General features: G+C 49.0%; 13 protein-coding genes and 1 tRNA gene. 6 read left to right on the plus strand and 8 right to left on the minus strand.

Annotated features, from left to right (window positions below):
* Positions 1-92 precede the first annotated feature (92 nt).
* From AN963_RS11700 to AN963_RS11710, 3 genes are read left to right on the plus strand one after another with little or no spacing between them, the layout of a single operon-like run.
* Entirely contained in the window at positions 93-1,670 is a 1,578-nt protein-coding gene (locus AN963_RS11700) for a spore germination protein (RefSeq protein ID WP_055744780.1), read from the plus strand.
* A complete protein-coding gene (locus AN963_RS11705; RefSeq protein ID WP_055744781.1) occupies positions 1,667-2,773 on the plus strand; it encodes a GerAB/ArcD/ProY family transporter in 1,107 nt (368 codons plus the stop codon). Before AN963_RS11700 ends, AN963_RS11705 begins: the two co-directional genes overlap by 4 nt.
* A complete protein-coding gene (locus AN963_RS11710; protein ID WP_055744782.1) occupies positions 2,766-4,001 on the plus strand; it encodes a Ger(x)C family spore germination protein in 1,236 nt (411 codons plus the stop codon). The genes AN963_RS11705 and AN963_RS11710 overlap by 8 nt, the downstream gene beginning before the upstream one ends.
* Positions 4,002-4,178: 177 nt before the next feature.
* Here the strand turns inward: AN963_RS11710 and AN963_RS11715 are convergent, their stop codons facing one another.
* The 5 genes from AN963_RS11715 to AN963_RS11730 form a co-directional block, all read right to left on the minus strand.
* The gene (locus AN963_RS11715) at positions 4,179-4,709 is read right to left on the minus strand and encodes a type 1 glutamine amidotransferase domain-containing protein (RefSeq protein WP_055744783.1); all 531 of its coding nucleotides are present in this window, start codon (positions 4,707-4,709) and stop codon (positions 4,179-4,181) included.
* 136 nt (positions 4,710-4,845) lie between these two features.
* Positions 4,846-4,928: transfer RNA gene (locus tag AN963_RS11720), tRNA-Leu, on the minus strand.
* Positions 4,929-5,042: 114 nt separating this feature from the next.
* Positions 5,043-6,182 (minus strand): glucosidase family protein, encoded by a 1,140-nt coding sequence (locus AN963_RS11725; protein WP_055744784.1) that lies wholly within the window; start codon positions 6,180-6,182, stop codon positions 5,043-5,045.
* 43 nt (positions 6,183-6,225) lie between these two features.
* Positions 6,226-6,384: an anti sigma factor C-terminal domain-containing protein gene (locus tag AN963_RS30315; protein WP_236707957.1), complete on the minus strand. Its 159-nt coding sequence runs from the start codon at positions 6,382-6,384 to the stop codon at positions 6,226-6,228.
* Positions 6,385-6,409: 25 nt separating this feature from the next.
* The gene (locus AN963_RS11730; protein ID WP_055744785.1) at positions 6,410-6,883 is read right to left on the minus strand and encodes a hypothetical protein; all 474 of its coding nucleotides are present in this window, start codon (positions 6,881-6,883) and stop codon (positions 6,410-6,412) included.
* A gap of 136 nt (positions 6,884-7,019) precedes the next feature.
* Between AN963_RS11730 and AN963_RS11735 the strand changes: the two genes are divergently transcribed.
* From AN963_RS11735 to AN963_RS11745, 3 genes are all read left to right on the plus strand, one after another.
* Positions 7,020-7,250 carry a hypothetical protein gene (locus AN963_RS11735; protein ID WP_055744786.1) on the plus strand — a complete coding sequence of 77 codons (231 nt, stop codon included), beginning with the start codon at positions 7,020-7,022 and terminating at the stop codon, positions 7,248-7,250.
* 138 nt (positions 7,251-7,388) lie between these two features.
* A complete protein-coding gene (gene fosB, locus AN963_RS11740; protein ID WP_055744787.1) occupies positions 7,389-7,814 on the plus strand; it encodes a metallothiol transferase FosB in 426 nt (141 codons plus the stop codon).
* A gap of 160 nt (positions 7,815-7,974) precedes the next feature.
* A complete protein-coding gene (locus AN963_RS11745; protein ID WP_055744788.1) occupies positions 7,975-9,696 on the plus strand; it encodes a protoglobin domain-containing protein in 1,722 nt (573 codons plus the stop codon).
* 11 nt (positions 9,697-9,707) lie between these two features.
* On the opposite strand, the gene AN963_RS11750 is transcribed toward AN963_RS11745, so the two are convergent.
* From AN963_RS11750 to AN963_RS11760, 3 genes are all read right to left on the minus strand, one after another.
* A complete protein-coding gene (locus tag AN963_RS11750) occupies positions 9,708-10,820 on the minus strand; it encodes a chymotrypsin family serine protease (protein ID WP_055744789.1) in 1,113 nt (370 codons plus the stop codon).
* A gap of 182 nt (positions 10,821-11,002) precedes the next feature.
* Entirely contained in the window at positions 11,003-12,310 is a 1,308-nt protein-coding gene (locus AN963_RS11755) for a nucleobase:cation symporter-2 family protein (RefSeq protein ID WP_055744790.1), read from the minus strand.
* Between the two features lie 33 nt (positions 12,311-12,343).
* Positions 12,344-12,934 (minus strand): xanthine phosphoribosyltransferase, encoded by a 591-nt coding sequence (locus AN963_RS11760; RefSeq protein WP_055744791.1) that lies wholly within the window; start codon positions 12,932-12,934, stop codon positions 12,344-12,346.
* Between the last annotated feature and the right edge of the window lie 97 nt (positions 12,935-13,031).

Genomic DNA, 13,031 nt, shown 5'->3' on the forward strand with positions numbered 1-13,031 from the left:
TTCCCTATGGAACTTTCATCCGCATACTTTTCCTTTCTTTTGGAAAAAATCGCTCTAACATGATATTCGTGATTTGAATGGGAGGAACTCTCATGTTGCGCAGATTATTGGCACAGCATCGCAAACAGAAAGCCTCCTCAACTATGTTGCAGCAGTCTCAGGCACAACCCTCTTTGCCCACATTATTATCCAAAAACTTACAGGAAAATTTGGATACCGTACGAAGCTTGCTAGGAAATCCTCACGACCTGATTGTGCGCCCCTTTTTTATCGGCAACACCCACCATTCTTGTGCCGTGATTTGTATTGACGGGCTTACAAACAGCGCGATGGTTCAGGAGCAAATTTTATCCAATATCCAATTAATGATATCCACTGCGGAAAAAACAGTGCCGACCGAACCGGATGAAATCCTCTCTTTGCTCTTTGAGGAAGTCTTGTCCGTTATTGAAATCAAACAGGGTACAGCTCTGCACGAGATGCTCGATTGCGTGCTATCTGGAGACACGGCCCTGTTCGTAGAGGGGACGAGCCAATGCATCTTAATTGACAGCAAAGGCTGGAAGACACGGGCAATAGAAGAGCCTGTTTCGGAAGGGCTGGTTCGCGGTCCACGCGATGGCTTTACCGAGGACATTCGTGACAACACCGTTCGGATTCGCAGAAGAGTGAAAGACTACCATCTGCGGTTCGATGGATCTCTCGTAGGGACACGCAGTAAGACCGAGATTATTATTGCCTACATCGACAACATCGTGGATCAGGAGCTCCTCGATGAAGTCAAACGCAGAATCGCTACCATCGATATTGATGAAGTAGAGGAGTCCGGTTTTATTGAACAATGGATTGAAGACGATTTCATGTCTCCTTTCCCACAGATTCATAACACCGAACGCCCAGACAAGGTCGCATCTTCCCTGTTTCAGGGGCGAATCGCTATCTTGGTGGACGGCTCTCCTATGGTGTTGATTTTGCCAGTCACGCTCGGTCTGCTTCTCCATTCGCCTGAGGACTACTATGAGCGTTGGATCGTCGGTACGCTTGCCAGACTCTTACGTTATTTGGCAGCGTTTTTGGCTGTGTTTTCTCCTGCTTTTTACATCGCACTGGTGACCTTTCACCCTGGGCTGATTCCGTCTGATTTGGCTTTTTCGATTGCAGCTACACGAGAGGGCGTTCCTTTTCCTGCATTCGTGGAATCGCTTATGATGGTAACGACCATGGAGCTGCTGCAAGAAGCCGGTCTTCGCTTACCTAAACCGATTGGGCAGACAGTCGGAATTGTAGGCGGGCTTGTCATCGGGGATGCTGCTGTTTCAGCCGGGATCGTCAGCCCTGTCATGGTCATCGTGGTCGCTCTTACTGCGATTGCTTCGTTTGCCATACCCTCTTATCACCTGGCTATCGCCTTTCGGATGATTCGCTATCTGGCTATGATTGCTGCTGCCATCTTCGGCGTATATGGTGTCGTGCTCAGCTTGATCGTCATCATGATTCATCTTTCCAATCTGACAAGCATCGGATACCCCTACCTTTCTCCGTTCGCCCCGCAAATGCCGCGAGATTGGAAGGACCTGATCCTTCGTGCGCCTGTCACCTTCTTGAAAACACGACCACAATCACTGCATCCACAGGATGAAACTCGCATGAGAACAGGGGATCCTCAATGAGCACGCAGACTTTAACGGAAAAACTGATCAGCAAAAACCATATGGGGATCAACATCGCCTCCGTCACCATCGGAGTCGGCATCTTGACGTTCCCCCGCACATTAGCAAAAGCGACAAGTGCGTTTGATGGCTGGATTTCCGTTGTCTTGAGTGGTGCGATTGCTTACTTGATCGCATGGCTACTGGCCAAGCTGGCTTCCCGTTTTCCCAGGCAAACTTTTTTTGAATACACCTCGCTCATTGCTAGCAAGCCCGTTGGATACGTGTTGACCATCCTCGTTTGCATCTACACGATGCTGTTTGTCTCATTTGAGATCAGAGCAATCGGCAACATTGCCAAACAGTATCTTTTTTACAATACCCCTGTAGAAATGATCACCTTGAGTTTTCTACTGGTCGTACAATACGCTGTTTCTGGCTCTCGCGTTGCCTTGCTGCGTTTGAATCTCCTATTCCTACCCGTAGTACTCTATGTCATGTTGTTTGTACTCCTGTTTGGCCAACCACTCATCGATCTAGAAAACGTTCGACCGTATTTTTCTTCCAGCTGGAGTTCGCTGTTGAAAGGCACTAAGGACGTAGGCCTCTCCTATTCCGGCTTTGAGATCATCTTGTTCTATACCATGCTCATGAAACGACCACAGGAAGCGACCAAGTCCGTTTTATTAGGCCTGCTTATTCCAACGATCCTCTATTTGACCATTTACATCTTTGTTATTGCCGTATTCTCGGCAGAGGTAGCCAAAAATTTGACCTACCCGACTATCGAGCTGGCCAAAGAAGTGGAAGTGCCCGGGGGTTTTTTTGAGCGGATAGAATCGATTTTTTTCACCATCTGGATCATGACGATTTTCAATACGTGTGCCATGTGGATGGATATTACCGTGCTCAACCTGACCTCGATGTTCAAGAAAGTCAAAAAAATGGTCTGGATCTTTACGCTATCTCCCGTCATTTATCTTATCGCCATGCTTCCACAAACTTTGATTGACTTCTTTTCGTTTGGTGACAATCTCACCTATTACGGGATAGTCGTTGTGTATCTTGTCCCGATCCTTCTTCTGTTCATCGCCTATCTACGAGGGGTGAAGAGTGATGGCTAAGCGAGTGCTAGCAGGAGGATTACTCGTGATAGCACTTATGCTGCTCGTCACAGGCTGCTGGGATCAGGTACAGATTGAAGAACGAGGATTTGTGGTCGGAGTTGCTGTAGATTTTCCCCGAAATAAACAAGCTAAAGAGCAATCAAATCAAGAAGCACCGAATAAACCTGTTGGACAGAACCGATTTCTGATCACAACACAGCTAGTCATTCCCGGCGGTCTAGTCGCCTCCGGTCAATCCAATGGAGGCGGACAAAATACATCCAATGAAGCCTATCTCAATCTCGTCTCAGAGGGCGACTCTATCTTTGAAGTGGCTCGCGAGCTAGCTACTCGCTCCAGCCGCACGCCGTTTTACCAGCACTTAAAGGTTATGATCATCTCGGAGGAGGTTGCCAAGTCCAAGTACGGTTTTGCCAATGCCATCGATGTGACACTACGTGACCCTGATTCTCGACGCAGCTCTAAGGTATACATAGCCAAGGGGGACGCAAAGAGCGTCATAGAAGTGCGACCAAAAACAGAAAAATTGCCATCTCTCTACATCGATTCCGTGGGAGAAAACATCGACAAAAACTCGCGTATGTTGCCGGATATACGTCTCGGGGATGTGCATCAGCAATTACTAAACAATTTCAGTTTTGCGATCCCAAGGATCACAGCTGAAAAACAAGAAGTGAAAATAGCAGGTGCGGCTGTCTTTGATACGGATAATCACATGGTTGGTTTTTTGGGTGAAGAAGAGACGGAAGGGTTGAATTTCCTTACGGGGAAGGTACGTGGCGGGGTCGTAAAGGCAAAAATCAATAACGACTTGGTCGTCATGAACATACAAGGTGCGAAAAAAAGTATCAAAGCCGACCTGAGAGATAAGCAACATATGAAGTTCAACATCAGTATTCAGTGCGAAGGAGCCGTCATGGAATCGTTTGTTCCTATGGATCTCTTGAATGAAAAATCGATAAAAAAGCTCCAGTCCGCCTTTGCCCACGAAATCGAGAGAATGAGTAAAGACACGATCGCCAAGGTTCACAAGGAGATGCCTGTGGATGTTATTCGTCTAGGACGCTATCTCAAGCAAAATCACCACGAGCTGTGGAAGCAAATTCAATATGATTGGGAGAAAGGACAGCAGCTATACCAAAAAAGTGATATCAATGTAGAAGCAAAGGTCTTTATCCGGAATATCGGTGGAATCAATAAAACCGAGAACCCAATAGGACGGTGACGCTGCCTTGCAAAATCTGTTTGGGTCGCTCCCCCCGTATTTGACACTGACAGGAGTCGTTCTGTCATTCTTGATCCCTTACCTCTTCACCAAAATCAGCGAAAAGTTGCATGAGCTGGGCGACCCTCCCTGGAAAAAGGGAGGGAAACCCAAGCAATAGACTTTCCCACATCCTAGCTAAGCGCGATATTGCGCGACGGCATCCGCGAACGCTTTGGCGTATGCTGGCAAATCTGGTGGGCGTCTTGAACCGATGATATGTCCGTCTACGACGACTTCTTCATCAACCCAGATGGCACCGGCATTTTCGATATCATCGCGAATTCCAGGCGTCGAGGTTGTCTTTACACCTTGGAGAATTTTCGCGGAGATCAGGACCCAACCCGCATGGCAGATGTGCCCGATCGGTTTCTTCGCTTGATCCATCTCTTGGATGAATGACAATATCTCAGGATAACGACGAAGCTTGTCAGGCGCCCAGCCGCCAGGAACCAATACGCCATCGTAGTCTTTTGCTTTGACATCACGGATGGATTTGTCGGATTGGCATGGGACGCCGTACTTTCCGGTATAGGTATGATTTGCCTCAGGCCCTACGAGGTCAACAGTGGCCCCTTCTTCTCTCAATCGAAGGACAGGATACCACAGCTCCAGATCTTCAAACTCATGCTCCACATAGCAGACGATATGCTTCCCTGCAAGTCTCACGAGATCAACCTCCTTTTTCCTCCATTGTAGCAGGCGGTCAGGCACAGGTCATGCTTGTCCTAGAAAATGAAAAAGTGAGAAACAGGTTTTTCACGCTGTTTCCCACCTTATGACAAATAACTATGTATAGAATTGCTGGTGCCGGTAGAGGGACTTGAACCCCCACGGTTTCCCTCACGATTTTGAGTCGCGCGCGTCTGCCAATTCCGCCATACCGGCCTAAAAGAATAAATCGGAGCACATTCGACAAATTCTGCAACATGCTTCAATACTTAAATAATATACAGGCAAAAGAAGCCAAAATCAATACCGGATTTTTTTACCATTTCAACATCATTTCTGTAGTTCTCTCGATAAGTATAAAATAAACATTCCCGCTACATTTATATAGGTATTCCTCGTCTCTGCCGAATCAGCCACTCCTCCATTGGATTGTTGCATGGTAAACAAATAGCGCTCAGCTACCCGTTTGTTTACAGGTGATCGGGAAAACGCCTGCTCGCCTAGCAGGTAGGCTAACGTCGACAGCGTGTATGTACCTTCCCATTGTTTAAACGCTCCATGGTCATCCATTTGCTGCGCCATGGTTCTCAATGTCGAATCAAACATGGCCGGATCGCGGAGGAGACACGCTGACCATCCGTTGGCAAACCACCGTGCGTATGCTGGACGCATGGATTGCTCCCCTGAGCCATCGAGCATGACTGTATACAGATCCTTTTTCGGGTCAAAAAAGCGTGCAAAATTGCTTTTTAATCGCTTTGCCTGTCTTTCTGCCGAGGATTCGGGAAACAACGCCGCTGCCGCAATGAGACCTGCATACGTCTCTGCATTGTCAGCCGCATATTTGACCTTGTATACCTGATAGTCGTGGATTGAGTGCGCGATTTTGTCCTTTCTCAGCTGGTACGAGCTCCAGTAAAGCCCGTCCACCGGATCGAGATTGTGCTCGGTGAGAAACTGATAGGCTCGCTTGGCGGCCCCTCGTATTTGCTCGCGAAGCTCAGGCCGATCGGTCCTCCTGTCGACCTCACGCGCGACATGTATAAACAGTGCCATCGTCGTGTCGATCCCGCGAATGGCAGCGAATTGGCGGTAGCTTCCAGGAACAGCTGGGACATACTCCTCACCTGCACGACGGTAAGAGAGGTGCCAGTCTCCCTGCGGTGTCTGTACGTGCATCAGCCACTGTACCCCTCGTTCTACTGCCAGCCAATACTTCGGGTCTCGAGTAAGATCGTACGTGCTGATGAGCCCCATCAAGGCGTAGAGCATATTCGAATCCGTATTGATGTAACCTGACTCCACGATCGCACCATGTTCATCCTGCAGCTGTAAAATAAAGTTGGCTGCCTGCTCCAAGCGCATGAGTTGGGAATCTCGCTCAGCCGCTTCTCCCACAGAATAGGCAAAGACCAGATTCCACACGAATAGAGCCACCAGCAGCAGCAATCCTTTCCGCCACACAGCCATGATTTGCTCACCTCCGGGAAAACATAGTTTCCCCAAATGAGCGTTACCAATTCCACACTTCTAACCTGCCTAGCTTTAAATCATGAAAAAGCGGATTCTGTCGCAGCTTTTCCAATTCCCTCACAGGACCTGTCACTACTGCGCCATAGACCATCACGCCGTTCTTTTTGAGATAGTCCAGACGATGGGTGTGATACAGCACCTCCTTCCACAGCTAAAGAAAAAATTCATCGACAACGCGCACAGCAACCGATCGGCGGCGTCCTCTCATGACCTGGCAAACTAAACGGATAGTCGAGCGGATGACGTCCTACTACAATCCATCTCCCATCCGCTTTTTTGCGTAATTGGTATACGCGAAAAAAACGATCGCTCGGATCAAAAGCAAACCATACGGCCAACGTAACATTCGGACCACAACGGGACAGAACCTGCGATTTTACGACCGGAGGTGCTCCGATTGTATCCCCTACCGGCACGGCCAGCTTTCCATTGATCCGGCGTAAATCCAGATTTCCGATCACACGGTTCACCAGACAAGGAGTCATACTTTTTAGCAAGAATCGGCGAATTTTTGCGACTGATTGAAAGCGCTCCGGTAGCAGCCTTCCTCGATTCCCCACCCTTTTCTGGGCGGAGAGAACGATGGTAAAAAATGCTCGCTCTGCATTTCTCACGGTTTGCACCCATATTTTTTTCATCCGGCATTCCTCCCTCCTACAAGGGTATGCAACCAGAAGCACATGCGGTTGGACTGTTGCCTGCGTACATATTCAGCAACAGGACCGGACAAATTATTGTGGTGCTTTACCATTCATGATTCAAGGAGGTACACTCATGCCTAGTCAAATCAATACGGATTCCCTGAAAAAAGCAGAGGTTTCCACTGAGCTCGCCAAGTCGATGATTAGCCAAGCCATTCAGCAATCTGCCGCCAACCCTCAATTGGCTGAAGAGGCACTCAAGCAAGCATCCCAGGAGATCGCTCAGGCGCAAACCATGGTGTCTCAAGTACAATCCACTATTCAGACCCAACAAGCGCAGGAACAGCAGCAGAAAACCAAGTAGTTCATAATCAGGCGAATCCAGCGCGGGTTCGCCTGATCCTATTTCTTATGCATGTCCCACTCCATTCTGGTAAAACGAACCGCCCTCTCGTAAAATGAGCATACCAGACTTCATGTATGATCTGAGGAGGGGAGCATGATGTTACAACCAACCGGCATCAATCATCTTTTGTTTTCCGTGTCTGACCTGGAGAGGTCTTTTCGCTTTTATCAGGAAGTCCTAGGTGCAATTCCACTCGTGCGCGGTAGAAAGCTGGCGTATTTTGATCTGAATGGATACTGGCTTGCCTTAAATGAAGAGCAGGATATCCCCCGTCAAGAAATCCACCAGTCTTATACTCATTTGGCCTTCTCGATTGAGGAAGATACGTTTGATACCTGGCTGGCACACCTAAAGCAACACGATGTCCACATCCTGCCCGGAAGAGAGCGCGATGTACGTGACAAACGCTCCATTTATTTCACGGACCCCGACGGTCACAAGTTTGAATTACATACAGGAACGTTGGAAGATCGGCTTGCCTATTATCGTCAGGATAAACATCATGTGACATTTTTTGAATAAAGAATGATATACTTATGACAATCTTTACAAACATTTCACAAATTCACAATAGTTCGATCGTTATATTCACTTTCACTCATTTGGACAAATGTTATAATATAGCCACAAACGACCTATTCCCAACGAATAGGTCGTCTTTTATGATAACGGAGGTATCCTAATGTTTGGTAAGCGAGCAGTACACGTGGAAACAGCCCCCATCCAGAATAGCAACATACACATGACAGAGCGGCTGGAGGGTAAACTTAAATTTTTACAATTCAATCAAGAGGATCTGGAACGAATTCAAAAGCTAGATCCGCTGCTTCAGGAACATTTGGAGGCAATTACCGATCGCCATTATCAAATGCTCAATGAGTTTTCCAACCTGATGAATATTGTGGAAGCGCATTCAACTATCGAACGTCTTTCCGCTTCCTTTCGCCGTTATCTGCAATCCCTTTCTAATACTCTACTGGATGATGCCTATGTCGCAGGTCGGGAAAAAATCGGCGAGGTACACAGCCGCATCGGCCTCGCTCCTGAGTGGTACACCGGTTCATACTTGAGAATATACGAGTTCTTGATCCCCGCCATCGTCCAAGCTCACTCCAAACGCCCTCAAGAACTTTCCGCTGTCCTTTTGTCACTGATTAAGTTGCTGACCTTAGACTCCCAAATCGTGGTTCAATCTTATCAGGAAGACAACGAATACATAGTAATCGATCAGCTGGGACATGTACTCGAGCTGGTCATGCAAATCGATAAGATCAAGCACGTCCTCGATACCGTGGAGACAACAACCAGCGAAGCCAAAACGGTCCGTGTCGCTTCCGAGCAATTGTCTGAATCCGTGCAAAAGGTCGCCCAATCGGCCTTGCATGTTGCAGAAAATGCCAATACCACGATGGAACAGGCGGCTGCCGGAAAAGAAATCATCCAGTCTTCCCTGAGTAGCTTCCTGTCGATGGCCGATGAATTTTATGAAATGAAGACCAAGATTACGCATCTCATGACATCCATCGAAAATATATCGCAGGTCGTGCAGGTCATCCGCAATGTAGCCGATCAGACCAACCTGCTCGCCCTCAACGCATCCATCGAAGCCGCTCGTGCGGGAGAACATGGACGTGGCTTCGCAGTGGTCGCCGAGGAAGTCCGGAAATTGGCGGAGCAGACCAAGCAATCCGCGCAGAGTATCACCACAACCATCAAGAACGTCCAGTCTGAAGCACATCAAGTGAGTGAATCGGCAGTACAGATGAGTGATCACGTCGGCCAAAAGGTCAGTCAAACGCGTGAAGCGATCGATCTGCTCGATGATATCGTCACGAACATCGAAAAGGTCGGCCATGCCACGGGACACATCGCCTCCATCGCTCAAGAGCAATCGGCTGCCACGAGTGAAATTTCGCAACGTATCTCGCATGTTCAAAGCAATATGGAACAAATCGCCGAGAACGTCGAGCATGCGGGCCAAAATGTTTATGACATCGGTGCCGCCATCAATGAAATGCACAAGATCAGTATCAGCCAGTCCGAACAGCTGAAAGCCAAACATTACTTGCGAATCGTCAAGACGGACCATCTCCTGTGGAAATGGTGGCTCTACAACTTCATGCTGGGCTATCACCGTATCGAAGAGAAGGATTTGGTCGACCATCTGCAATGCCGCCTGGGCAAGTGGTATCAAGAAGCCAAGAACAACCCTAGCCTCCAGTCCTTACCTGCCTTCCAACAGCTTGATGAACCACATCGCCAGTTCCACGAAATCGTTCGCCGAATTTTCCATCTTGTTCAGGCAGGGAAACAAAAAGAAGCGGAAGCGGCCTTTACTTCCCTAGAAGAGATTTCCCAGCTCGTCTTGCAACGGCTCGAAGAATTAGCCGCGACTATGCGGTAGGGCTCAGCCTTTTACGCCCTTCTCTTCTTTCTTGCGGACCGTCTCCCTGTTGCAGATTTTTTGGTCACAACCCTGCTAAGCTGCGCTGCAGTCAATGGCTGCGTATATTTCGGATGGTTGCGCTGTCCCGTTTGTGCAAGTCGTCCACGGCTCCCATTTGCTCTCGCAACACGAACACCAAAAGCTTGCATCGCCCAATGCACAGGAAAAGCGATCGACAGTCTGCCATCCGCAGAGCCAGCAAAGTTCACGGCCGCGGCATAATTGCCAGTAGTCAGCCATACCGATCCGGAGTCGCCCGCAAGCGAGACTGCCCTCTGACCCCGGATCACCGTCTGGTTGCGAAATCGTATCGTTCCCAATCCACCGAGACTGCCATAGTCGACGTCGATGTCCGTATGAATGGACTCGACGACTCCACTCACACGTCCAGTCGTACGACCCACTTTCTTGAACCTGGCACCTACTGCATACCCGCGCACGTGACCCCGTACAGAACCTACCGTTGCGTACCGAGGCGCAAGGAGGCCATTGGAAGTCGGGATGGATAGGGCGGCATCCATATAGTTGATCGCATTCCTTTGCAATCGCACAAACCTGTAGAGCCTTCCAATCCGACTCACGCCAGACCGCCCTCCGTCAGCCCCTCCTGGTTGGATCGTTTCTGTATAGCCGCTGGAATTATTCCGATTCAGCACATGGTTGTTGCTCAGCAAGTAGCGCTGAGCACGCCGCGCTGCTTGGGAGACGATCAGTCCAGCAGTCCCTGATATGCCTGGATAGCCGACACTATAGCCTGCGACGACTGGCCGGATTCTACGACGAAAGGCCCCTCTCGCCACTGTCGGACGGGCAATGGGATGGCAGCAGCAACGACCTGACACAATGGTCCTCACCGGTACCGAGACATGTCCCTTTGCTCGATGCCTTTTGACAAAGACACAGCTCGGGCAGCGTTTGGCCACAGTCGCACTCGCATCGATGGTATACATCACGATACAGGCACCGCCCTTTTTATCTTTTCCATTCACATAGCCTACTCCGATGCCGATGACACCCGGCATCCCCTTCCACTTTTTCAGCAACTGTTGTTTGGCTCGCAATGCTTCCCGAAAGGTAGCCATCAGATCCCTTCCTTCCATCGATCGTTTTACATTGCCATCGTATGTAAGACTTGGCCGACTTTATTGGACACCTGACACAAGCTTGACCGCCTTTTTTGCTTTTCTGTACGAAAAAAACCGCCTAGCTCTCTTTTCAAGAGCCAAGCGGTTTTTCGTTTTACTATGGATGTCACTGTATCCGTTTAGGACGCTTCTTGTACAGCAGTTTCCGAAACAGACTGTTGCATATTTTTATTCGTATGAACGAGTACAATGTTCAGAATGACTGCTGTCAACGAACCTGTTACGATTCCGTTTTGCAACAGCATTTTCGCCATAGTAGGCAATTGATCAAACATGCTTGGGACAGCAGCGGAACCCAGTCCAACCGCGATACTGCAAGCGGCAATCAACAAGTTTTCGTTTTGGCGCAAATCTACCTGGGACAGGATATTGATCCCGGAAGCGACAACCATACCGAACATCGCGATCATCGCTCCGCCCAATACCGCATTCGGTACGATAGTGGTCAGCGCAGCCAGCTTTGGCAGCAGACCCAGTACTACCAGAATCCCACCCGCGCCGATCATCACGTCGCGCGTTTTAATCCCTGTCAGACTCACCAGTCCGACGTTTTGCGAAAAGGCCGTGTACGGGAATGCATTGAAGATCCCGCCCAACACGATTGCGACCCCTTCCCCTCGCAAGCCTTTTACCACATCTTCCTTGCTTACGTCTTTGTTCGTTACTTTTCCGAGGGCGAAATAAACGCCTGTGGACTCTGCCATGCTAATGATGTTCACGAGAATCATGGTGATGATGGCAACGATACTAAATTGCGGTGTACCAAAGTAAAAAGGTTCCACAATGCTGAACCAGGAGGCGCTTGCAACGTTGGCAAAGCTGACCATCCCCATAAAATAAGCCACTACAGTACCGACAATCAGACCGAGCAAAACCGAAATGGCACGAATAAATCCAGTAAACAGACGATTGATAAGGAGAATAATAACGAGTGTTCCCAAAGCCAGAAGCAGATTGCGAGGAGCGCCGAAATCTGGCATTCCTTGACCACCAGCCACATTGTTCATCGCTACAGGGATCAGGGAAAGACCGATGATGGTCACGACTGAGCCTTGTACGACTGTCGGGAAGAAACGAAGCAGCTTTCCGAATAAGGGAGCCGCCAGGACAACGAAAATACCGGAAATGATAATCGCGCCATAGGCCGTCGCAAGGTTACTCGTAGAGGCAATCGCGATGATCGGACCCACTGCCGTAAAAGTACAGCCCAGTACGACCGGGAGGCGAATCCCTGTGTAACGAGTCCCTAGAACTTGCAATAGAGTGGCGATACCGCAAGTAAACAAGTCTGCTGCAATCAGATAGGCGATTTGTGCCGGGGTCAGATGAAGCGCTCCCCCGATGATCAATGGCACGACGACAGCTCCCGCATACATGGCCAAAACGTGCTGCAAGCCCAGTGTTACCACTTTTTGTTTGGATAACATACGTTTTTTTCTCTCTCCCTCTATTTATTTGTTTTAAGCGTGTGTTGCAGCTGGTTCAATAAAATGAATCTCACCTGGAGACATAGACTGGATTCGAGCCAGGGACTCAATGCGGATGCCCTCTTTCTCCAACAATCCTCGACCTTCCTGAAAGCTCTTTTCAATCACGGCACCAATTCCGACGAGATGTGCTCCCGCGTCCTTGATGATTTGCGTAAGTCCTACCAGAGCGGCGCCAGTAGCCAGGAAATCGTCGACGATCAACACGCGATCCTCCGCTTGCAAATATTGTTTGGAGACGCTGATTTGGTACGTTTCCTGTCTCGTAAAGGAGTGCACAGGTGCCGAATACACTTCCTCGGTCAAGGTAACCGCCTTTTTCTTTTTCGCGTAAATAAAGGGAACGCCCAGCGCAAAAGAGGCCGCCAGAGCAAAGTGGATTCCGCTTGCTTCAATCGTCACGACTTTGGTCACATTCTGATCACGAAACAGCTCGGCAAATCTTTCGCCGATCTTCATCGTCAGCTGTGGATCTACCTGGTGATTCAAGAAAGCGTCCACTTTTAATACGGATGCAGATAATACCTTCCCGTCACGGATGATGCGCTCTTGTAGTTCTTTCATCTATTTTCCCCCTCCATGGATGTAAAAAGTTTTCAATACTTTGAAACAAAAGTAAGCCCAGAGAGAACAGATCACGGGTTGGTAAGATCGAAAATAC

The organism is Brevibacillus choshinensis (assembly GCF_001420695.1).
Taxonomy (GTDB): Bacteria; Bacillota; Bacilli; order Brevibacillales; family Brevibacillaceae; genus Brevibacillus; species Brevibacillus choshinensis.